Origin of the sequence: Streptococcus mitis, assembly GCF_002005545.1 — a bacterium.
GTDB classification, from domain to species: Bacteria; Bacillota; Bacilli; order Lactobacillales; family Streptococcaceae; genus Streptococcus; species Streptococcus mitis_I.
The window spans coordinates 710,188-733,339 of sequence record NZ_LBMT01000001.1; the positions used below are offsets into that span (position 1 = coordinate 710,188).

23 protein-coding genes are annotated in these 23,152 nt (G+C 40.0%); 22 read left to right on the plus strand and 1 reads right to left on the minus strand.

The window, feature by feature from the left end; genetic code table 11:
- The first annotated feature begins 85 nt into the window (after window positions 1-85).
- Entirely contained in the window at window positions 86-2,050 is a 1,965-nt protein-coding gene (locus QS39_RS03615; RefSeq protein ID WP_077804651.1) for a peptide ABC transporter substrate-binding protein, read from the plus strand.
- A 286-nt stretch (window positions 2,051-2,336) separates the two neighbouring features.
- On the opposite strand, the gene QS39_RS03625 is transcribed toward QS39_RS03615, so the two are convergent.
- Complete coding sequence (locus QS39_RS03625; RefSeq protein ID WP_077804652.1) at window positions 2,337-4,181, minus strand: APC family permease; 1,845 nt, start codon at window positions 4,179-4,181, stop codon at window positions 2,337-2,339.
- 156 nt (window positions 4,182-4,337) lie between these two features.
- Here QS39_RS03625 and QS39_RS03630 point away from each other — a divergent pair, with 156 nt between their 5' ends.
- The 21 genes from QS39_RS03630 to QS39_RS03730 all read left to right on the plus strand — a co-directional run bounded on the left by QS39_RS03630 (window position 4,338) and on the right by QS39_RS03730 (window position 23,152).
- Window positions 4,338-5,105 (plus strand): TatD family hydrolase, encoded by a 768-nt coding sequence (locus QS39_RS03630; protein WP_077804653.1) that lies wholly within the window; start codon window positions 4,338-4,340, stop codon window positions 5,103-5,105.
- Window positions 5,098-5,682, plus strand: a complete 585-nt coding sequence (locus QS39_RS11155; protein WP_257617684.1) for a hypothetical protein — start codon at window positions 5,098-5,100, stop codon at window positions 5,680-5,682. The genes QS39_RS03630 and QS39_RS11155 overlap by 8 nt, the downstream gene beginning before the upstream one ends.
- A gap of 4 nt (window positions 5,683-5,686) precedes the next feature.
- Complete coding sequence (rnmV, locus tag QS39_RS03640) at window positions 5,687-6,250, plus strand: ribonuclease M5 (RefSeq protein ID WP_077804655.1); 564 nt, start codon at window positions 5,687-5,689, stop codon at window positions 6,248-6,250.
- A gap of 71 nt (window positions 6,251-6,321) precedes the next feature.
- A complete protein-coding gene (locus QS39_RS03645; protein WP_077804656.1) occupies window positions 6,322-7,221 on the plus strand; it encodes a helix-turn-helix transcriptional regulator in 900 nt (299 codons plus the stop codon).
- Window positions 7,222-7,597: 376 nt separating this feature from the next.
- Window positions 7,598-7,894: a lactococcin 972 family bacteriocin gene (locus tag QS39_RS03650; RefSeq protein ID WP_061866245.1), complete on the plus strand. Its 297-nt coding sequence runs from the start codon at window positions 7,598-7,600 to the stop codon at window positions 7,892-7,894.
- A gap of 103 nt (window positions 7,895-7,997) precedes the next feature.
- On the plus strand, window positions 7,998-10,028 hold the full coding sequence (locus tag QS39_RS03655; RefSeq protein ID WP_180374997.1) for a bacteriocin-associated integral membrane family protein: 2,031 nt from the start codon (window positions 7,998-8,000) through the stop codon (window positions 10,026-10,028).
- A 1-nt stretch (window position 10,029) separates the two neighbouring features.
- Window positions 10,030-10,671, plus strand: a complete 642-nt coding sequence (locus QS39_RS03660; protein WP_055356882.1) for an ABC transporter ATP-binding protein — start codon at window positions 10,030-10,032, stop codon at window positions 10,669-10,671.
- Window positions 10,664-10,972 (plus strand): hypothetical protein, encoded by a 309-nt coding sequence (locus QS39_RS03665; RefSeq protein WP_000333264.1) that lies wholly within the window; start codon window positions 10,664-10,666, stop codon window positions 10,970-10,972. The genes QS39_RS03660 and QS39_RS03665 overlap by 8 nt, the downstream gene beginning before the upstream one ends.
- Before the next feature lie 120 nt (window positions 10,973-11,092).
- The gene (gene rsmA, locus QS39_RS03670) at window positions 11,093-11,965 is read left to right on the plus strand and encodes a 16S rRNA (adenine(1518)-N(6)/adenine(1519)-N(6))-dimethyltransferase RsmA (RefSeq protein ID WP_060806074.1); all 873 of its coding nucleotides are present in this window, start codon (window positions 11,093-11,095) and stop codon (window positions 11,963-11,965) included.
- A gap of 1 nt (window position 11,966) precedes the next feature.
- A complete protein-coding gene (gene rsgA, locus QS39_RS03675) occupies window positions 11,967-12,845 on the plus strand; it encodes a ribosome small subunit-dependent GTPase A (RefSeq protein ID WP_060806075.1) in 879 nt (292 codons plus the stop codon).
- Between the two features lie 10 nt (window positions 12,846-12,855).
- Window positions 12,856-13,512 (plus strand): ribulose-phosphate 3-epimerase, encoded by a 657-nt coding sequence (gene rpe, locus QS39_RS03680; protein ID WP_077804659.1) that lies wholly within the window; start codon window positions 12,856-12,858, stop codon window positions 13,510-13,512.
- Entirely contained in the window at window positions 13,475-14,137 is a 663-nt protein-coding gene (locus tag QS39_RS03685) for a thiamine diphosphokinase (RefSeq protein ID WP_077804660.1), read from the plus strand. Before rpe ends, QS39_RS03685 begins: the two co-directional genes overlap by 38 nt.
- Window position 14,138: 1 nt before the next feature.
- A complete protein-coding gene (locus QS39_RS03690; RefSeq protein ID WP_180374998.1) occupies window positions 14,139-15,395 on the plus strand; it encodes a DNA recombination protein RmuC in 1,257 nt (418 codons plus the stop codon).
- Window positions 15,385-16,326: a 3'-5' exoribonuclease YhaM family protein gene (locus QS39_RS03695; RefSeq protein ID WP_000703197.1), complete on the plus strand. Its 942-nt coding sequence runs from the start codon at window positions 15,385-15,387 to the stop codon at window positions 16,324-16,326. Before QS39_RS03690 ends, QS39_RS03695 begins: the two co-directional genes overlap by 11 nt.
- A gap of 266 nt (window positions 16,327-16,592) precedes the next feature.
- A complete protein-coding gene (gene purR / locus QS39_RS03700; protein WP_023943469.1) occupies window positions 16,593-17,420 on the plus strand; it encodes a pur operon repressor in 828 nt (275 codons plus the stop codon).
- A 66-nt stretch (window positions 17,421-17,486) separates the two neighbouring features.
- Complete coding sequence (locus QS39_RS03705; RefSeq protein ID WP_077804662.1) at window positions 17,487-18,737, plus strand: diaminopimelate decarboxylase; 1,251 nt, start codon at window positions 17,487-17,489, stop codon at window positions 18,735-18,737.
- Between the two features lie 125 nt (window positions 18,738-18,862).
- On the plus strand, window positions 18,863-19,657 hold the full coding sequence (gene pflA / locus QS39_RS03710) for a pyruvate formate-lyase-activating protein (protein ID WP_004255837.1): 795 nt from the start codon (window positions 18,863-18,865) through the stop codon (window positions 19,655-19,657).
- A gap of 878 nt (window positions 19,658-20,535) precedes the next feature.
- A complete protein-coding gene (locus QS39_RS03715) occupies window positions 20,536-21,273 on the plus strand; it encodes a hypothetical protein (RefSeq protein WP_077804663.1) in 738 nt (245 codons plus the stop codon).
- 3 nt (window positions 21,274-21,276) lie between these two features.
- Window positions 21,277-21,855: a CPBP family intramembrane glutamic endopeptidase gene (locus tag QS39_RS11265; RefSeq protein ID WP_257617685.1), complete on the plus strand. Its 579-nt coding sequence runs from the start codon at window positions 21,277-21,279 to the stop codon at window positions 21,853-21,855.
- A gap of 9 nt (window positions 21,856-21,864) precedes the next feature.
- Window positions 21,865-22,296 carry an Msa family membrane protein gene (locus QS39_RS03725; protein WP_077804664.1) on the plus strand — a complete coding sequence of 144 codons (432 nt, stop codon included), beginning with the start codon at window positions 21,865-21,867 and terminating at the stop codon, window positions 22,294-22,296.
- Window positions 22,280-23,152 carry an ABC transporter ATP-binding protein gene (locus QS39_RS03730; RefSeq protein WP_077804665.1) on the plus strand — a complete coding sequence of 291 codons (873 nt, stop codon included), beginning with the start codon at window positions 22,280-22,282 and terminating at the stop codon, window positions 23,150-23,152. Before QS39_RS03725 ends, QS39_RS03730 begins: the two co-directional genes overlap by 17 nt.

Here is a 23,152-nt window from a genome sequence, read left to right on the forward strand (position 1 = left end):
TTTTTGTAAAAAAGTTAAAAAGGCTTTATATTTTTGCTCAAATAGTGTATAATATTTCACATATAGTAAAAAATGGAGAATAATCATGAAGAAATCAAAAGTTATGCTTTTTGGAGCTATGGCTTTGACAGCAGGTCTAGCTCTAGCGGCATGCGGGTCATCCCAATCAAGCAATGCAGACAAGACATACTCTTATATCTTTGTCAGCAACCCTGATACCTTGGATTACATTACCTCTACACGAGACTCTACATCTAGTATCACAACCAACTTGATTGATGGGTTGTTGGAAAATGACCAGTATGGCAATCTCATTCCATCTATGGCTGAGTCATGGACAGTGTCAAAAGATGGCTTGACTTACACTTATAAGATCCGTCAGGGAGCTAAATGGTACACTTCTGAAGGAGAAGAGTATGCAGATGTAACGGCTCATGACTTTGTGACTGGTCTCAAGTATGCGGCTGATAAAAAGGCTGAAAACTTGTACTTGGTACAAGACTCTATCAAGGGTCTAGCAGACTATGTTGAAGGGAAATCATCTGATTTTGGAACTGTTGGTGTTAAGGCAGTGGATGATTACACACTCCAATACACCCTCAATCAACCTGAGACTTATTGGAACTCTAAAACAACAGCAAGTATCCTTAATCCTGTAAATGAAGCCTTCTTGAAGTCTAAGGGAGATGACTTTGGAAGTGTGACACCATCAAGTATCTTGTCAAATGGTCCTTACTTGTTTAAATCTTTCTCATCAAAATCTTTGATTGAGTTTGATAAAAACCCTAATTACTGGGATAAGGACAATGTCAAAATTGAGAAAGTGAAACTCTCTTTCTTTGACGGTTCTGACCAAGACAGCATTGCTAGAGGTTTCTTGGATGGTAACTATACTGATGGCCGTATCTTCCCAACAAGTTCAGTCTTTGCTGAACTCAAGAAGGGGAATGAGGACAAGATTACCTACACACCACAAAACTCAGTTACTTTCTATTATCTTTTCAACGTTAATCGTCAAAGCTACAAGCAAACTATGAAACAGTCTGATAAGGAAAAGACAGATTCACGCGCAGCTATGCAGAATAAAGATTTCCGTCAGGCTATCAACTTTGCCTTTGACCGTCATGCTTATGCAGCACAGACAAATGGTGAAGATGGAGCAGACCGTATCTTGCGTAACACAGTTACACCAAGTAACTTTGTCCAAGTTGGCGATAAGAACTTTGGTGACATTGTCAATGAAAAAATTGTCAACTACGGTAAAGATTGGGCAAATATCAACCTAAACGATGGTAAGCAAGCCTTCTTGAACCCTGACAAGGCCAAAGAGAAGTTTGCGAAGGCCAAAGAAAGTCTGCAAGCACAGGGAGTAACCTTCCCAATTCATTTGGATATGCCAGTTGACCAGACTGCTAAGTTAGATGTGCAACAGGCTGGATCTTTCAAACAAACAGTGGAAGAAACTCTTGGTAAGGAGAATGTGGTTATCGATGTTATCCAACTTTCCCCAGATGAAAAAGACCAAGCAACCTACTTTGCAGATACAGCAGAACAAAAAGACTACGATATTGACATCTCAGGATGGGGTGGAGACTACTCAGATCCTAAGACTTACCTAGCTATTCTTGATCCAGAGACAGGTTCTCAGTTGAAAAACATGGGCTTGTCTGAAGGAAAAGACAAGGAAGTCAAGGATAAGATTGGTCTTGCTGACTACAAGAAACTCTTGGATCAGGCAGACGCGGAAATCACAGATACTCAAGCTCGCTATGAAAAATATGCTGAAGCCCAAGCTTGGTTGACAGATAGTGCCCTCTTCCTACCGGTTCAAAGTGGTGGAGCTAACCCAATCTTCCGTAAGACTGTACCGTTTACAGGCCCATTCTCATTCGTTGGGAATAAAGGAAATGCGGACAACTACAAATATGTTGAATTGCAAAAAGAGCCAGTCACTGCTAAACAGTACCAAGAACTCTATGAAAAATGGCTGAAAGAAAAAGCTGAGTCAAATAAAAAAGCTCAGGAAGATTTAGCTAACCATATTCAATGATATTCCTAGTCATGCTTTTCAGTTAATACTCTTCGAAAATCTCTTCAAACCACGTCAGCGTTGCCTTACGGTAGGTATGTTACTGACTTCGTCAGTTCTATCTGCAACCTCAAAACAGTGTTTTGAGCTGACTTCGTCAGTTTCATCTACGACCTCAAAGCAGTGCTTTGAGCAGCTTGCGGCTAGCTTCCTAGTTTGCTCTTTGATTTTCATTGAGTATAAGCATAATGACTGGTTTCAGAAAAAGGCCTTACCAGACGCTTTTGATTCTGGTAAGGCCTTTTCTTTATTCTTTTAAGTGGTAAGAGTAGCTAGCGACAACGACGTCTTGGTGCCAACGGAGGGCGTATTTGAGTTTGAGGCTCATTTGATTGTGTAGGATATTTTGCCAAGGTTTATTAGGGATAAACTGGGGTACCAGGACAGTGACTGTATAGTTCTTTTTCTGGGCATCCTCAGAGATTCGTTTGACATACTTGACAGTAGGGGTGATGATGTCGCGGTAGCTGGTCTTGATGTTCTTCAGAGTAATGGTTGGGAAGTAATCGGCAAATTCTTGGAGAATTTCTTGATCTTTTTCTGCTGTTTCCTTGGTAGAAATATGCATGGCTAAGACTTCGTCACCGATACTTTGAGCGTAGTTAATGGCTCCGACGCTAACTCGGGTGACATTTCCTACTAGGACCAGAACCAGATTGCCATCGTAGGTACGTTTTTCGATGCCTTCATAGAGTCGTAGTTGTTGGGCTACTTTTTGGTAATGACTGTGAATTGCCAAGAAGAGTAGGGTGAGTACGAGAATAATTGGGAAGAAAGGCCAGATATCACTGAGACGGAAAAAGAGCAGAATCAACACGATAGCGTAGCAAATGATAGCTCCAAGGATATTGGCAAGGGCAGGTTTTAAGAAATTTGCCCCTTTTTCTTTTTTCCAATGGCGAATCATCCCAGTCTGAGATAGGGCAAAGGGCACGAAGACACCGATAGTATAAAGAGGAATCAAACGTTCGGTATTGCCATTAAAAATGAGAAGAAGAATCATAGCACCAAAAGCCAGAGTTAAAATTCCATTGGAGTAGCCTAGTCGGTCTCCTTTTTCCATAAAGAGATGGGGCATGTACTTGTTTTTAGCCATATTGTAAGCCAGCATAGGAAAGGCTGAAAAGCCGGTATTTGCAGCTACGGCCAAAATCAAGGCTGTGGAGAATTGGAAGATATAATAGCCAAGGTGACCTAAGAAGGAATTGCCAAGGATGCCTTGAGCCATCTGTGAAAGAATAGTTTCTCCGTGTTGAGGCATAATCCCCATCCAGTAGTTTAGGAAGGTGATACCAGCAAAAAGGAAACCTAAAATCAGTGACATAATGGTCAAGGTTTGAGCGGCATTCTTTTCTTTTGGAGCCTTGAAAAAGGGAACGGCATTTGAAATAGCTTCAACCCCTGTCAGAGAGGCAGAACCACTGGTAAAGGCTCTTAGAATGAGAACGATAGACAGACTCGGTACAGCATGCCCGATAGGAGAAGTTGCCTGATAGCTGAGAGAACCTGTCATTAGTTGAAAGATTCCATAGAGTAAGAGAAAGACAGTACTGATGATAAAGAGATAGACAGGAATCATCAGTGAACTAGCAGATTCTTTCAACCCTCGTAAGTTCAAGAGCATGAGCAAGCAAACCAGAAAAATGGAGATGTGAAGGTTGTAAGGGTGAAGAGCAGGGATAGCTGCTGTGATAGCGTCTGCTCCAGATGAAACAGATACCGCTACGGTCAGCATGTAGTCAACCAGAAGACTACCTCCAGCAATCAAGCCAAGCTTGGGAGATAGATTTTCTCGGGTAACCATATAGGCCCCTCCCCCTTGAGGGTAGGCGTGGATGATTTGACGGTAGGAAACGGTCAGGCTAGCTAGGAGTAGGAGGACAAAGAGGCCGATAGGAAGGCTCCACCATATAGCTAGAGGAGAAAGACTAGCCAAGACCAGGACTACTTGCTCAGGTCCATAGGCGATGGAGGACAGAGCGTCGCTTGACAACATGGCCAGTGCCTGCATTTTTCCCAGTAGTCCCCCTTCGCCTTCGGTTAAGGACTTAAGAGGCCGACCGATAAAGGTATGTTTTAATTTTGTAAACATGGTATTTTCCTTTACTGAAAATTTCAATAAGTGCTATTATACTGCTTTGAAAAAATAGCGTCAAGAGACGACAATAGATTTTAGAATATTTTTTGCAGATGAGGAGATAGAGCGGTTTTTTGGTATAATAGTAGATAGAAAACGAGGTTAGAAGAGATGATTTTTGATACACATACACACTTGAATGTAGAAGAATTTGCTGGTCGTGAGGCAGAAGAAATTGCCTTGGCTGCTGAGATGGGTGTGACACAGATGAATATTGTTGGTTTTGATGAACCGACGATTGAGCGTGCTTTGGAGTTGGTGGATGAGTATGACCAACTTTACGCAACTATTGGTTGGCATCCGACAGAAGCTGGGACTTACACAGAGGAGATTGAAGCTTACTTGCTTGACAAGCTCAAACATCCCAAGGTTGTGGCTTTAGGCGAGATTGGCTTAGACTATCATTGGATGACAGCGCCAAAAGAGGTGCAGGAGAAGGTTTTTCGCCGTCAGATTCAGCTATCTAAGGACTTGAATTTGCCTTTTGTTGTCCATACCCGTGATGCGCTGGAAGATACCTATGAGATTATCAAGAGCGAGGGTGTTGGCCCTCGAGGTGGCATTATGCATTCTTTCTCAGGAACTCTTGAATGGGCAGAGAAGTTTGTCGCGCTTGGCATGACCATTTCCTTCTCAGGAGTGGTGACTTTCAAGAAGGCCACTGATATCCAAGAAGTTGCTAGAGAACTTCCTTTGGACAAGATTTTGGTGGAAACAGATGCGCCTTACTTAGCACCTGTACCCAAGCGTGGTCGTGAAAATAAAACAGCCTACACTCGCTATGTAGTGGACTTTATCGCAGACTTGCGTGGTATGACGACAGAAGAGCTAGCGGCAGCAACGACTGCAAATGCAGAAAGGGTTTTTGGAGTTGGATAAATTATTTAATTGGTTAAAAATTAATACGACTTTTAAAGTTAATTTATATTTGGGACTTATATTGTGTTTCATATCGTGTATTATTGGAAATTTAATAAAGCCAATATCTACTGTTATTACGCTGATATGGATTAGTATTTTTTGGTATATATATAGATGTGATGATATATTAACTGTAAGAGAGTTTTTATTTGGTTATAAAGAATGCAGTGATTTATGTGGTAGTGATGCTTTTTTCTTTAAATTCCAGTCAAGCGAATTTTTTAAAATATTGAAGAAATACCCAATAACTATGCTTTATATTTTTCTTTGGTATCTTCCTCTGAACACCTTACTAAAATTTTGGGATGCAATCAAAAATATTATTAGCGTACTAAACTTACTTGATATATTGGGGTTCCTCAATTATTTTGAAAGTTATATTAAAAATTTAGCAAGTAATTTAGCACCATATATGTTGGCATACAAAAATGAAACAAAAATTATTGTGAATATTGTGTATTTACTTGTTTTATGGATAGTGACCTATACCATTTGTTTACGAATCAAGTTGTCTAAATTTCAGGGGAAAAACTAGTAATATGGAAAAAATGAAAATTTCCCAAGTTATCGTGGTCGAAGGTCGCGATGATACGGCCAATCTCAAACGTTATTTCGATGTAGAAACCTATGAGACCCGAGGTTCTGCCATCAATGAGCAAGATATTGCGCGTATCCAGCGTCTACATGAGCTTCATGGAGTCATTGTATTTACAGACCCAGATTTTAATGGGGAGCGGATTCGGCGCATGATTATGACGGCTATTCCAACAGTTCAGCATGCCTTCCTCAAACGAGATGAAGCTGTTCCCAAGTCCAAAACCAAGGGGCGTTCTCTGGGAATCGAGCATGCTGGCTATGAAGATTTGAAAATAGCTCTAGCTCAGGTGACAGAACAATTTGAAAACGAGAATGAGTTTGACATCAGTCGTAGCGACTTGATTCGCCTTGGTTTTCTAGCAGGGGCAGACAGCCGTAAGCGCAGAGAATATCTAGGAGAGGCTCTCCGAATCGGCTATTCCAACGGCAAGCAACTCCTCAAACGCCTAGAGTTATTTGGGGTCACCTTGGCAGATGTGGAAGAAGCTATGAAATCTTATGAGTAGGAAAGATGTAGCTGTTACAATTTTTTAAGTTTCACAGTATTTTTCGAAGCAGGTAGAAGAGGAGGTGTCTGATGTTAATTGGTCAAAAAATTAAAGAGATTCGGATAGAAAAAGGAATTAGTCGTCCAGATTTTTGTGGAGATGAGCAAGAACTGACGGTTCGTCAACTATCGCGAATTGAAAGTGGAGCTTCGCAACCGAGTTTGCCCAAGTTAGACTATATTGCTCGCCGGCTAGGAGTTCCAGCTTATAGCCTTATGCCAGATTTTTCAGCTCTTCCTTCTGCTTATTTAGAATTGAAATACCAGATTTTACGTGAACCAATCTATGGTAAAGAAGAGGAGTATGATAAGAAAGAAGCGTGTTTGGAAGAGATTTATAAAACATACTTTGATAATCTTCCTAAAGAGGAACAATTAGCATGTGAAGTATTGCAGGCGTGTTTGGATACTTCTAGAACTAGAAGGCCTGAATATGCAGAGTTAATACTTGAGGAACATATTCCTCAGATTATAGAAAAAGAAGCTTATTCAATAAATGATATGTTGTTGGTTCGTTTGTTTTTTTATCAAATGCTCATTAGAAAAGATCTTGCCAAATTTATAAATCAAATCGAAAAGCTAATGTTCTTGCTTTTGGGACAGAAGAAGATAACTCAAATAGAGAATTACTTTATAATTAGAGATACTCTTATTTCAGGAATGTGTTGTCTTGAAAAGGTAGGAGTAACTGATTGTTTTAATGATTATCTATCGTGTTTACAAGAAATTATGGATAAAACTCAAGATTATCAAAAGAAACCTCTTGTATTTATGTTTTTGTGGAAGCAAGCATTAAGAGAAGAAAGAGATTTTAGTTTAGCTGAATCATTTTATCAGTCTTCTAAAACATTTGCGCAGCTAATTGGAGATGAATTTCTAGTAAAGAAATTGACAGAGGAATGGCAAGAGGATGTAAAAAAATATTTATAAACATAGTGAAGCAATGACAAAAATGTCCTTGTTCTTGTATCAAAACAGTTCTAAAGTTCGTCTTTAGGACTGTTTTTTTAGATATAAGCCAAAAATAATATGAAAGAGTTAGATTTTAAGGACATTGATGTCCTTGGAGTTTATTGATATAAGTTTTATAATAGATGACATAGAAATAAGGAGGAATGCTATGTTTGGTTTCATCATGTTTTTAACAAATTTTAGTTTTGGAGATTGGTGGCACGGATAGAAAGGAGAATGTAATGAGGTGTTGCTTTGAAAAGGTCTATGATCCATGACTTAGTTTTACTTGAATAGAAAATGGACAATATATAATAAATATTTATGATAAAATAAAAAATAGAGGAGTATCAATATGAAACAAACAGTTAAAAAATTAGCCCTTGTAGCGAGCATTGCAGCAACATTAGGTGGAAGTGTAGCAGTAGTATCGGCCGCGGTTAAGTATCCAGGTGGTGGCGTTTGGACGTATGGTTCAGCTAACGGCGGTGCGTACTCAAACTACTATCACCCGTCAAAATACCATAGTTCAACGGTTTCCAGCAGATGGAATAGTTCATCTGATAAGGGATATGCTAATGCAGGAGGAACATCACGAGCTTGGATTCGTACTGCGTGGGCCGAGCAAGTAAGTTTCTATTATGATTATTAAAAATTACACACGAGAAAGAAAAAATATTTCTGGGTGAATTGATAACGATGCTTTACTTGGTCATCTTCTCACTAAGTGACCAAGTAACTTTTTGGAGGAAATGATGAAACGCTTATTTATTTTGATTTCAATGGTATTGGTATCGCTTTATATGGTGATAAATTCCGTTGACCATCGAGAAGAGATTTTATTTGGAAACTATCCCTCTGTTGACGTAATGGGTACTGGGCTAGACCAGCCAGTAGCTAGTCGCGAAGAGGTGACAGAGGCTTTGAGTCACTTGGCGGTAGAGCAAAATAGTCTCATCGCCCGACGGATTGTTGAACCAAATGAAGCTGGAGAAACACGCTTTACCTATGCCACTTATGGCCAGGGAGAACTTCCAGAAGGTTTGACCATTTCCTCCAAGGAGAGTGCAGAAACGAGTGATTTATTAGGATCTTACTTGATTGTGTCAGGGAGTTTGGATGGAGTGAGCTTACAGACCGCCCTGCAAGAACTTGGTTATAATGGTGTTGTCTCGAATAGAACAGAGGCATTTTCGATGGTCGTCCTCTTGGCTGCTACCCCAATGGGGCTACTGAGTCTAGCCATTTTTCTGCTGACCTTTATGAGTCTGACCCTGATTTATCGGATCAAGTCCCTTCGTCAGGCAGGGATTCGTTTAATCGCTGGTGAGAGCTTGTTTGGGGTGGTTCTCAGACCAGTGTTAGAAGATGTGAGACAGCTTATCTTCTCGGTGCTAGTATCCAGTCTTTTGGGATTGGGGATTCTCTGGTATCAAGGTGCCTTATTTATGGCAACGGTGCAACTGGTCATCATTGCTCTTCTACTTTATGGATTGACCTTGGCAGGGATTTCTACCTTACTAAGTGTCGTGTATCTACTTGGTTTACAGGAAAATAGTCTGGTAGATCTCTTGAAAGGAAAACTCCCTCTCAAACGGATGCTGACATTGATGATGGTGGGGCAACTCTTAGCCGTACTGGTGGTCGGATCGAGTGCGACTGCTCTCCTACCCCACTACCGTGAAATGCAGGAGATGGAGAAGGCAAGTGATAAATGGAGCCAGTCCTCAGACCGTTACCGTCTATCCTTTGGTTGGTCTAGTGCATTTGCCGATGAAGAAGGAATGCGTAAGGATAATCGTGAGTGGCAGACATTTACTGAAGAACAGTTAGCCAATACAGACTCTTTTTATATTATGAGCAATGTTGACAATTTCTCAGATGGAGCAGAAGTGGACCTAGATGGCAATCGTCTCAGTGACTACACACCGTCAGGGAATGTTATCTATGTCTCACCGCGCTATCTGATAGAAGAAAAGATTACCGTTTCTTCAGAGTTTATGGATAAGATGCAAAACTTGTCTGAGGGAGAGTTTGGGCTGATCTTGCCTGAGAGCTTGCGAGAGCAGTCTGCCTACTATCAAGAATTATTTACAGATTACCTGCAAAACTTTTCATCTGAAAGTGTAGAAGTGACGAGTCAGAAACACTACCTCCCACAGGTAAGGCTAGCTTTTACAGAAACAGGACAGGAACGCTTCCTCTATAATGATGGGTACAAGACGACACGCCAGTACCTAAAAGATCCGATTATTGTAGTTTTAACGCCGCAAGCGACTGGAACAAGACCTGTCGCAGGGATGTTATGGGGAACTACGGCTAATAGTGCCTTGAAATTAGATCAATATCAAGACAGCATCACAGCTCTAAAAGAGCAAGGTCTGTATCACAAGGTCTCTTATTTGGTAAAAAGCCAGCTATTTTTTGCCAAGGTACTAAATGACAAACGGATGGAGTTTTACTCTCTCCTTATTGGGACTGTTTTGACTCTGTCTACGGCTATTTTGTTATTTGATTCCATGAATCTTCTCTATTTTGAGCAGTTTAGACGGGAGATCGTGATTAAACGTCTTTCTGGTATGACAATCTATGAGCTTCATGGCAAGTATTTACTGGCGCAAGGAGGAGTTCTCTTACTTGGGCTAATCCTATCTAGTGTTTTGACAGGAGATAGCTTGATTAGCGCTCTAGTTGTAGCTTTGTTTACGCTTAACGCTCTGTTGATTTTAGTAAGGCAGGATAAAAAGGAAGAAGCTGGTAGCATGGCAGTATTGAAAGGAAAATAAGATGATTGATATTCAAGGATTGGAAAAGAAGTTTAATGACCGCGCGATTTTCTCTGGTTTAAATCTCAAGCTGAAGAAGGGCAAGGTTTATGCCTTAATCGGGAAGAGTGGAAGCGGAAAGACGACTTTGCTTAATATCTTAGGAAAGCTAGAAAAGATAGATGGTGGAAGGGTTCTCTATCAGGGGAAAGATTTAAAAACCATTCCCACTCGTGAATATTTTCGAGACCAGATGGGCTATCTCTTTCAAAATTTTGGCCTCTTAGAAAACCAATCAATCAAAGAGAATTTGGATTTGGGCTTTGTCGGTCAAAAAATTTCAAAAGTAGAACGTTTGGAAAGGCAAGTGGAGGCTTTAGAAAAAGTTAATCTAGGGTATTTGGATCTAGAACAAAAAATTTATACTTTATCTGGGGGAGAGGCCCAACGAGTTGCCCTTGCGAAGACTATTTTGAAAAATCCACCCTTGATTTTGGCAGATGAACCAACAGCAGCTCTTGATCCTGAAAATTCAGAGGAGGTTATGAATCTCTTGGTGGGCTTGAAAGATGAAAATCGAATGATCATCATTGCGACCCATAATCCCCTAGTCTGGAATAAGGCTGATGAAATCATTGATATGAGGGAGCTTGCTCATGTGTGAAAAAATCCGTATTCGCAGGGTATCTGATTATCCTAGTGCCAGAGGTGGTTTAGAAGATATCCTCATCATGGAAAATATGACCAATCATCTTCTTTTAGTTCAAATCCGAGTGAATGGCTATTTGCTTGATTTTGCTAGTATTGAAGGTCAAAGGCAAAAGCATTATCGTTTGAAAAATTTACCTCAAACGGTTGAACTGACAGTGGATGATGTGGAGGAGGATGTAGATTTGACCCTACCCGAAAATCGAAGTTATCAAGAAGCTGATTTTTTCGAACGGATGTTTCGAGAGAACCGATAAGTCCATTTCCAAGACTATCTTTCTTCATGAGGAAAGATAGTTTTTTGGTATGATTTTCACCCCCAAAATACAAGGGGAATGTGTTACAATAGTAGTAACAGATAATAGAAAAGAGAATAGATGAGAATTGCAGATTATAGCGTGACCAAGGCAGTACTGGAGCGTCACGGTTTTACTTTTAAAAAGTCCTTTGGGCAAAATTTCTTGACGGATACCAATATTCTTCAAAAAATCGTGGATACGGCTGAGATTGATGACCAGGTTAATGTCATAGAAATCGGGCCAGGAATTGGTGCCTTGACAGAGTTTCTAGCGGAGCGTGCAGCTGAAGTCATGGCCTTTGAGATTGACCATCGTTTGGTGCCGATTTTGGCAGATACCTTGCGTGATTTTGATAATGTGACCGTGGTCAACGAGGACATTCTCAAGGTTGACTTGGCGCAACATATCCAGAATTTCAAAAATCCTGACCTGCCAATCAAGGTAGTAGCTAACTTGCCTTATTACATCACGACGCCTATTCTCATGCACTTAATCGAGAGTGGGATTCCTTTTAGTGAGTTTGTCGTCATGATGCAAAAAGAGGTAGCTGACCGCATTTCCGCTCAACCAAATACCAAGGCTTATGGTAGTTTGTCGATTGCGGTTCAGTACTACATGACTGCCAAGGTTGCCTTTATCGTGCCTCGTACGGTCTTTGTGCCAGCGCCAAACGTGGACTCTGCTATTTTGAAAATGGTGCGCCGTCCAGAGCCAGCTGTAGAAGTGGAAGATGAGAGCTTCTTCTTTAAGATTTCCAAGGCAAGTTTCACTCATCGCCGTAAAACCTTGTGGAACAATTTGACAGGTTACTTTGGCAAGACCGAAGAGATCAAGGACAAGCTGACCAAGGCTTTGAACCAAGCAGGTTTGTCACCAAGTGTACGTGGGGAAGCTCTCAGTTTGGAAGAGTTTGCCAGCCTAGCAGACGCGCTTAAAGGGCAAGGATTCTAAGATGCAGGGACAAATTATTAAGGCCTTGGCAGGTTTCTACTATGTAGAGAGTGATGGTCAGGTCTATCAAACACGCGCGCGTGGGAATTTCCGTAAAAAAGGCCATACCCCTTACGTTGGGGACTGGGTAGATTTCTCTGCGGAGGAAAATTCAGAAGGCTATATCCTCAAGATTCATGAACGGAAAAACAGTCTGGTCCGTCCGCCTATTGTCAATATTGACCAAGCTGTGGTGATCATGTCTGTCAAGGAACCTGATTTTAACAGCAATTTGCTGGATCGTTTCTTGGTTCTTTTGGAGCATAAGGGCATCCATCCTATCATTTATATTTCTAAAATGGATTTGCTGGAAGATCGGTCAGAATTGGATTTTTACCAGCAGATCTATGGTGACATCGGCTATGACTTTGTGACCAGTAAAGAGGGACTCCTTCCTTTGTTAACAGGCAAGGTTACAGTCTTTATGGGGCAGACAGGTGTTGGGAAGTCAACCCTTCTCAATAAAATTGCACCAGACCTTAATCTTGAGACAGGAGAAATCTCAGATAGTCTGGGTCGTGGGCGCCATACCACTCGAGCTGTTAGTTTTTACAACCTCAATGGGGGTAAAATCGCAGACACACCAGGCTTTTCCTCACTGGATTATGAAGTATCAACGGCTGAAGACCTCAATCAGTCCTTCCCAGAGATTGCTACTGTTAGCCGAGATTGTAAGTTCCGTACTTGTACCCATACCCATGAGCCGTCCTGTGCAGTGAAGCCGGCAGTAGAAGAGGGTGCCATTGCCACCTTCCGTTTTGACAACTACCTGCAATTCCTCAGTGAGATTGAAAATCGCAGAGAAACCTATAAAAAAGTCAGCAAAAAAATTCCAAAATAAGGAGAAACCTATGTCTCAATACAAGATTGCTCCGTCAATTCTGGCAGCAGATTATGCCAACTTTGAACGTGAAATCAAACGTCTAGAAGCAACTGGTGCAGAATATGCCCATATCGATATCATGGATGGTCACTTTGTACCACAAATCAGTTTTGGTGCAGGTGTGGTCGAAGCTCTTCGCCCTCATAGCAAGATGGTCTTTGACTGCCACTTGATGGTAGCTAATCCAGAGCATCATTTAGAAGATTTTGCGCGTGCAGGTGCAGATATCATCAGCATCCATGTGGAAGCAACGCCTCATATTCATGGTGCTCTCCAAAAGATTCGTTCGCTCGGTGTCAAACCTTCGGTTGTCATTAACCCTGGTACGCCTGTTGAGGCCATTAAGCACGTGCTTCATCTAGTTGACCAAGTTTTAGTCATGACGGTGAATCCTGGATTTGGAGGCCAAGCTTTTCTACCTGAAACCATGGATAAGGTTCGTGAGTTGGTTGCCCTTCGTGAGGAAAAAGGCTTGAACTTTGAAGTCGAAGTCGATGGTGGAATCGATAATCAGACCATTGCTCAGGCTAAAGAAGCCGGTGCGACCGTTTTTGTAGCAGGTTCCTATGTCTTTAAGGGAGATGTCAATGAGCGAGTACAAACTCTCAGAAAACAACTGGACTAGAGTTGCCGTTTTTGCAGGCGGAGACCGCGGTCACTACCGGACGGATTTTGATTGCTTTGTCGGTGTGGATCGAGGCTCGCTCTGGGTCTTGGAAGAAAATTTACCTCTCGCTCTAGCAGTTGGGGATTTTGATTCTGTCACTGAAGAAGAGCGACAGGTAATTCAAAAAAATGCTCAGCGTTTTGTCCAAGCGCGACCAGAAAAAGATGATACTGATCTGGAATTGGCTCTTTTAACCATCTTTGAGCAAAATCCTCAGGCTCAGGTCACTATTTTCGGGGCTCTTGGTGGTCGTATTGATCATATGTTGGCCAATGTCTTTCTGCCTAGCAATCCCAAGTTGGCACCTTATATGCGCCAGATAGCGATTGAGGATGGGCAAAACTTGATTGCCTATTGTCCAGAAGGGACCAGTCAGCTAGAACCTCGTTCAGACTATGACTATCTAGCCTTTATGCCAGTTCGGGATAGCCAGCTGACCATTCTTGGTGCCAAGTATGAGTTGACAGAGGAAAATTTTTTCTTTAAAAAAGTGTACGCTTCTAACGAATATATAGATAGGGAAGTGTCGGTGACTTGCCCAGATGGCTATGTGGTCGTGCTACATAGCAAGGACAGGAGGTAGGATGGAAAGTTTACTTGTTCTATTATTGATTGCCAACCTAGCTGGACTCTTTCTGATTTGGCAAAGGCAGGATAAGCAGGAAAAACATCTCAGCAAGAGCTTGGAGGATCAGGCAGATCACTTGTCAGACCAGTTGGACTACCGCTTTGAACAAGCCAGGCAAGCCAGCCAGCTAGATCAAAAAGATTTGGAAGTGGCTGTCAGTGACCGTTTGCAAGAAGTGCGAATCGAGTTGCACCAAGGCTTAACTCAGGTACGTCAAGAAATGACTGAGAATCTCCTCCAAACCAGGGATAAGACTGACCAACGGCTTCAAGCCTTGCAGGAATCCAATGAGCAACGTTTGGAACAAATGCGCCAAACGGTCGAGGAAAAGTTGGAAAAGACCTTGCAGACACGCTTGCAGGCTTCCTTTGAGACAGTTTCCAAACAACTGGAGTCGGTCAATCGTGGCCTTGGAGAAATGCAGACTGTTGCCCGCGATGTCGGAGCTCTCAATAAGGTTCTCTCTGGAACTAAGACACGAGGGATTCTGGGTGAATTGCAACTGGGGCAAATTATCGAAGATATCATGACACCAGCCCAGTATGAACGAGAATACGCAACGGTTGAAAACTCTAGTGAACGAGTGGAGTATGCCATCAAGTTACCTGGACAAGGCGACCAAGAGTACGTCTATCTACCAATTGACTCCAAGTTTCCACTAGCAGATTATTACCGTCTAGAAGAAGCCTATGAAACAGGTGACAAGGACGAGATCGAACGCTGTCGTAAGTCGCTCCTAGCCAGCGTCAAACGCTTTGCCAAGGATATCAAGAGCAAGTACATAGCACCACCTCGGACGACCAATTTTGGAGTCTTGTTTGTTCCGACAGAAGGTCTCTACTCAGAAATCGTCCGCAATCCGGTCTTCTTTGATGATTTGAGGCGGGAGGAGCAGATTATTGTCGCAGGTCCAAGTACCCTGTCAGCTCTGCTCAATTCCCTATCGGTTGGCTTCAAGACTCTCAATATCCAAAAGAGTGCCGACCATATCAGCAAGACTCTTGCCACTGTCAAGACCGAGTTTGGCAAGTTCGGTGGCATTCTGGTAAAGGCACAAAAACACCTCCAACATGCCTCTGGCAATATTGATGAATTATTAAACCGTCGTACTACAGCTATCGAGCGGACGCTCCGTCACATTGAGTTATCAGAAGGTGAGCCTGCGCTTGATCTACTCCATTTCCAAGAAGATGAGGAAGAATATGAAGATTAGTCACATGAAAAAAGATGAGCTGTTTGAAGGCTTTTACCTAATCAAGTCAGCTGACCTGAGGCAAACTCGCGCTGGGAAAAACTACCTAGCCTTTACCTTCCAAGATGATAGTGGCGAGATTGAAGGAAAACTCTGGGATGCCCAACCTCATAACGTTGAGGCCTTTACAGCAGGTAAGGTTGTTCACATGAAAGGGCGCCGAGAAGTTTATAACAACACTCCACAGGTCAATCAAATCACCCTTCGCCTGCCTCAACCTGGAGAACCCAATGATCCAGCTGATTTCAAGGTCAAGTCGCCAGTTGATGTCAAGGAAATCCGTGACTATATGTCACAAATGATTTTCAAAATTGAAAATCCTGTTTGGCAACGGATTGTACGAAAGCTCTACACCAAGTATGATAAGGAATTTTACTCCTATCCAGCTGCCAAGACCAACCACCATGCCTTTGAAACGGGATTGGCCTATCATACGGCGACCATGGTACGTTTGGCAGATGCCATTAGCGAGATCTATCCTCAGCTCAATAAGAGTCTGCTCTATGCGGGGATTATGCTGCATGACTTGGCTAAGGTCATCGAGTTGACGGGACCAGACCAGACCGAGTACACGGTCAGAGGCAATCTCCTTGGGCATATTGCTCTGATTGATAGTGAAATTACCAAGACAGTGATGGAACTTGGCATTGATGATACCAAGGAAGAAGTCGTTCTGCTTCGTCACGTCATCCTTAGTCACCACGGCTTACTTGAGTATGGAAGTCCAGTCCGTCCACGCATTATGGAAGCAGAGATTATCCATATGATTGATAATCTGGATGCAAGCATGATGATGATGTCAACAGCTCTTGCTTTGGTGGATAAAGGAGAGATGACCAATAAAATCTTCGCAATGGACAATCGTTCCTTCTATAAACCAGATTTAGATTAATAATTTAAGAAAAATGAGCATTTTTTAGGATAAGAATGTTCGTTTTTTTATGTGAATATGGTATAATAAGTAAAAGACAAAAATGAATACTCTTCGAAAATCTCTTCAAACTAGGGTAGCATCGCCTTGTCGTATGTATATATGTAGATATACTACAGACTTTGTCAGTTCTATCGACAATCTCAAAACAGTGTTTTGAACCACCAGCGACCAGCTTTCTAGTTTGCTTTTTGATTTTTTGAATAAAAATGGAATAGGAAATAGAAATGAAATTAAGAAGAAGTGATCGGATGGTTGTCATTTCCAACTATTTGATTAATAATCCTTATAAACTAACTAGTCTCAATACTTTTGCTGAAAAGTATGAATCTGCTAAATCATCCATATCAGAAGATATCGTGATTATCAAACGCGCCTTTGAGGAAATTGAAATAGGTCATATCCAGACAGTAACTGGGGCTGGTGGAGGTGTTATCTTTACACCGTCTATTTCGAGTCAGGATGCTAAGGAAATGGTTGAAGACTTGCGTGCCAAGTTGTCAGAAAGTGACCGTATTTTGCCAGGTGGTTATATCTATCTGTCTGATTTGCTTAGCACCCCAGCCATCTTGAAAAATATTGGTCGTATTATTGCCAAGAGCTTTATGGACCAAAAGATTGACGCGGTTATGACCGTAGCGACTAAGGGTGTTCCACTTGCAAATGCAGTTGCCAATGTCCTCAATGTTCCTTTTGTTATTGTGCGCCGTGACCTGAAAATTACCGAAGGTTCAACTGTCAGCGTCAACTATGTATCAGGTTCAAGTGGTGACCGTATCGAGAAAATGTTCCTTTCAAAACGCAGTCTCAAGGCAGGCAGCCGTGTCTTGATTGTGGATGACTTCTTGAAAGGTGGCGGAACTGTTAACGGGATGATTAGTCTCTTGCGCGAGTTCGATTCAGAATTGGCAGGTGTAGCGGTCTTTGCGGACAATGCCCAAGAAGAGCGTGAAAAGCAGTTTGACTACAAGTCACTCTTGAAGGTAACCAATATTGATGTCAAGAACCAAGCCATCGATGTTGAGGTTGGCAATATCTTTGACGAAGATAAATAAGAGATAGAACTAAAGGTTGGAACGATTGTCCCAGCCTTTCTTTGCAAATAGAATAGAAGGAAACTTATGAAAACACCATTTATCAATAAAGAAGACTTAGAAAAGATTGTTGCCGAGTTCCCAACTCCCTTTCACTTATATGATGAGAAGGGGATTCGTGAGAAGGCAAGGGCCGTCAACCAAGCCTTTTCGTGGAACAAGGGCTTTAAGGAATATTTTGCAGTTAAGGCTACTCCAACCCCAGCTATTTTGAAAATTCTCCAAGAGGAAGGCTGTGGTGTGGACTGCTCTAGTTATGTGGAGCTTCTGATGAGTCATAAACTGGATTTCCCTGGTTCTGAGATGATGTTCTCTTCAAACAACACGCCAGACAAGGAATACGCCTATGCGCGTGAATTAGGTGCGACCATTAACTTGGATGCCTTTGAAGATATTGAGCATCTGGAGAGAGCAGCAGGCATTCCAGAAATCATCTCTTGTCGTTACAATCCTGGCGGCGTTTTTGAGCTAGGAACAGACATTATGGACAATCCTGGAGAAGCCAAGTTTGGCATGACCAAGGACCAGCTCTTTGAAGCTTTTGCTATCTTGAAGCAAAAAGGAGCTAAGACTTTTGGGATTCACTCCTTTCTAGCATCCAATACCGTCACCCATCTCTATTATCCAGAGTTGGCGCGTCAGCTTTTTGAATTGGCTGTTGAAATCAAGGAAAAGTTGGGTATTTCACTAGACTTTATCAATCTCTCTGGCGGTATTGGTGTCAACTATCGTCCAGACCAGGAGCCAAACGATATCGCCTTGATTGGTGAGGGGGTTCGTAAGGTTTATGAAGAGGTTCTTACGCCAGCAGGTCTTGGTCAGGTCAAGATTTTTACCGAATTGGGTCGTTTTATGTTGGCACCTCATGGTGCTTTGGTTACAAGAGTGACTCATAAGAAGGAAACCTACCGTACCTATCTCGGTGTGGATGCATCAGCAGTCAACCTCATGCGTCCAGCTATGTACGGAGCCTACCATCATATTACTAACGTGACCCATCCAGATGGACCAGCTGAAGTGGCAGATGTGGTTGGTTCACTCTGTGAAAACAATGATAAATTTGCAGTCAATCGCGAACTGCCTCATACAGAAATCGGTGATTTGCTGGTCATTCATGATACAGGTGCCCACGGTTTTTCAATGGGTTACCAGTACAATGCCAAACTTCGTTCTGCGGAAATCCTCTATACCGAAGAAGGTAAAGCCCGTCAAATCCGCCGTGCAGAGCGCCCTGAGGACTACTTTGCAACCTTGTATGGCTTTGATTTTGAAGAATAAAATGATAAGTAATTGAAAATGAAATTGAAAAACAGATTGCTTTCTAAAAAATAGGCAAAAATCTTGTTTTTCCTTCAAGTCGTGATATAATAAAACTATAAAACGTTTTCAAGGAAGGTAACGATATGTCTGAAGAAACAATTGATTATGGACAAGTGACAGGAATGGTGCATTCGACAGAAAGTTTTGGGGCGGTGGATGGCCCTGGTATTCGCTTTATTGTCTTTTTGCAGGGCTGTCACATGCGTTGCCAGTATTGCCACAACCCGGATACTTGGGCTATGGAGTCCAATAAGTCACGTGAACGGACGGTAGATGATGTCTTGACAGAGGCCTTGCGTTATCGCGGTTTCTGGGGGAATAAGGGTGGGATTACAGTCAGTGGAGGAGAAGCCCTCTTGCAGATTGATTTCCTAATTGCCCTCTTCACTAAGGCTAAGGAACAAGGTATCCACTGTACCTTGGATACCTGTGCCCTTCCTTTCCGTAACAAGCCACGTTACCTTGAGAAGTTTGACAAACTCATGGCTGTCACTGACTTGGTTCTCTTGGATATCAAGGAAATCAACGAAGAACAGCACAAGATTGTTACTAGCCAAACCAATAAAAATATCTTGGCCTGTGCCCAGTATCTATCAGATATTGGAAAGCCTGTCTGGATTCGCCACGTGCTAGTTCCGGGATTAACAGATAGAGATGATGACTTGATTGAACTTGGGAAGTTCGTCAAGACCCTTAAAAATGTGGATAAGTTTGAAATTCTACCTTATCACACCATGGGTGAGTTCAAATGGCGTGAATTGGGAATTCCTTATTCACTCGAAGGGGTTAAACCTCCAACAGCAGACCGTGTGAAAAACGCTAAAAAACTCATGGATACCGAAAGTTATCAAGACTATATGAAACGTGTACATGGATAAAAAAGAAGCCTGATGGAAACATCGGGCTTTTAAGTTTATATAAATATCTATAGATGAATAGAATAGACTTAGTGACTGAAATTCTAGTAGATTAAAATAGGATGTGAACAAATCAATTAGAGAATTTAAAGCAATTCTTAACTGAAAGCAAATTTTCTATTCTAAGCATTTCAGCAGAAAAAATGAACATTTCAGAGAAATTTTTAATATAGACATCTGAAATAAGCTAAACTATTTGTATCAAGATAAAGGAGGAAGTTATGAAAGCATTTAAAAAGTTATTTAAACGTCATACATGGAATTTCGGTATTGTTAGCATTAGCTACAAGGTCAATCGTCGTGTGACAATCTAATTTTGACTGGAATCAGATTTTCTATTCTAAGCATTTCAGCAGAAAAAATGAACATTTCAGAGAAATTTTTAATATAGATATCTGAAATAAGCTAAACTATTTGTATCAAGATAAAGGAGGAAGTTATGAAAGCATTTAAAAAGTTATTTAAACGTCATACATGGAATTTCGGTATTGTTAGCATTAGCTACAAAGTTAATCGTCGTGTGACAATCTAATTTTGACTGAAAGCAAATTTTCTATTCTAAGCATTTCAGCAGAAAAAATGAACATGTCAGAGCAAGATTTAATATAGATATCTGAAATAAGCTAAACTATTTGTATCAAGATAAAGGAGGAAATTATGAAAGTATTTAAAAAGTTGTTCAAACGTCATACATGGAATTTCGGTATTGTTAGCATTAGCTACAAGGTCAATCGTCGCGTGACAATTTAATAAATAGAATAACTAGTCTAATTAGATTAGTTATCAATCAGAGGAGATTATAAAGTCTCTTCTGATTGATAACTAAAGGAGATAATAAAATGAGCATAAATTTATTTACAATTTTTAGGACAATATGGTTAAGATCAGAAACAAAATTTTTATTTGCTTTTTCTCTACTTCCATTAGTAGTTCCTCTACTGACAAATAGTCCAGATATGGAAGTTTTTTACGTAGCAGGAGATAATGCAAGTTTTAGTTTTTTTGTTAGCATTGTATTTCAATCACAATTTAAACTTGTTTTACCAACATTAATTTTTTCTTATATGATTTATTCTACTTTTCGAGATGAATTTAATTCTGGAATAATGTTTCTATACAAAGATTTACCGAAAAATAGAATTTTTCAAGCTAAATTATTTTCTTTAATGGTTTTATACTGCCTATATACCTTGGTTACTTTATGTACATCATTGATAATTTTCTTTTTATTTTTAAATAAATCAAATATGCTATTCTCAGGTGATGACTTGTTAAGTAGAGAAATCTTAAGCATTTTCAGTATATTCTTTTCTAATTTAGTATCTATTTTAATTATGTCTTATAGCTCGCTAAAAACGAATAGAGCAGTAACAATAGTTATCTCAATTTTCTTTGTTTTAGCTTCAATACTTTCTTCTAAGATGGGATGGATGGGTTATCTATTTCCCAATGCGTATATATCGCTATCAAATGCAAGTGCTTTTACAAGTTTAGCTGCTATGTGTTTGTTGAGCATGGTCTATATTACAGTTTTCTATATTTTATCGTATAAAAAATTTAAAAAAATGGAGTTTTAGAGAATGAATGATAAAACGACAAAATTATCTACTGCGATAGTAGCTTTAGGAATTTTGATGTTATCTATTGTTTTATATAGTATTGCTATGACTGGCTTAGTTTTTGTAGAGAAAGAACAACTAGTCAGTGTTTATTTCTATCTTTTAGTTGTTTTAATGCCAGCTTGTTTTATCATACTCCCAAATTATATAGCCCAAAAATATAATTTGTATACTAGTTGTGAGATTAAATTTTCGTGGTATAAATTTATTTTTTTAACAGCCTTACTATTTCTTATAAATCTATTTTTTATTAAAGGCGAAGAATTTTGGTATCAAATGGTTATTGCTAGTTGTGAAGAGTTCCTGTTTCGCTATTGTTTATATCGTATTTTGCGAAATAATTTTTCTAAACCTCAGACATTACTAATATGCTCTTTACTATTTGGAATTTTACTACATTTGAATTATGACATTATAGATAATTTATTGATTCGGAGTCCAATTGGTTTTATACTAGGACTTGTGACTATGCGTTTTGGATTGCATTATTCTATTGCAGCGCATTGGTTTATAAACTTACTAGCTGCATTATTTCAATAAGGAGAAAATATGATTTCAATATTGTTGCTTTGTTTGTATTATACAGTATCTACACTATTTTTATTATTTTATTTACCAAATTTATCAGTTATGATACTTGCTTTAATTTTGTACTTATTCCCGATTATTATTCATGGTTACGTATTATATAATAGTAAAAATAAAAAGGATTTAATTTATAAAAGTATCAGTTTGCCTATCATTTCAAGTGTGGCTTATATGATTTTTGCTATTTTGTCTGAAAAAATGTCTATTTGGAAAGTATTTGTGGAAAGAAATATCGTTGTATCAGATGAAATGACAGTGCAGATAGCTCAATCTCCTCTGGAGATGTCTCAGATTATTTTTGTGGTAATTTTATATCTTTCTATATCAATTGTTACTTACTATATAAAGAGTCAGAAAAATAAAAAGGGAGTGAAAAATGTTAACAATTCATAATTTATCTAAAAAATTTGCAGGAAATGATTTCTATTCATTGAGAAATGTTAATTTGGAAATAAATAAGGGAGAAATTGTGGGGTTGATAGGTAAGAATGGGGCAGGAAAATCCACCCTCATGAAATTAATCGCCAAATCCCTGAAGCCGACGGAAGGTGAAATTTATTATAATGAAGTTGAACTGAGTTCAAAAGATTGTTTACTTCAGGATGTAGGAATTATGATTGATCCTGTATTTTATCCTGAAATGACAGTTGAAGATAATCTAAAATTTTATTTGAGATTGCATAACAAGAAAGAACTTTTCACAAATATTGAATCGACATTAAGATTAGTAGAGCTATGGGAAGTAAGGAAAAGAAAACCGAAGAATTTTTCTTTTGGAATGAAGCAAAGAACAGCTTTAGCAATAGCTCTTGTTGCAGAACCTAATTTTTTAATTTTAGATGAACCCTTTGTAGGATTGGATCCAATAGGTGTTCAAAAATTGATTGTTATTTTGAAAGAATGGGCTAGTCAGAGAAAGATATCGATGTTGATATCGAGTCATCAATTGAGTGAATTAGAATCTCTGTGTGATCGTTATGTATACATAGAATCTGGTTGTTTAGCTGATGAATTTTCTAAACCATCTGGAAGAGATGTATTGATTGAGTTGATAGATGATGTAAACAGTTCAATCCTGAAATCCTATCTGTCAGATACTGTTTATTTAGAGGATCAGTATTTAGTCCTTTCTGCGCAATGTAGTAGAGAAGAATTAAATAAAGTCTTGCAATTTTTGGGTGAAAAACAGATGATTTCTTCGATTAGTATGAAAGAAAATCAGTTAAAGGATATTTTTATGGAAAGGTAG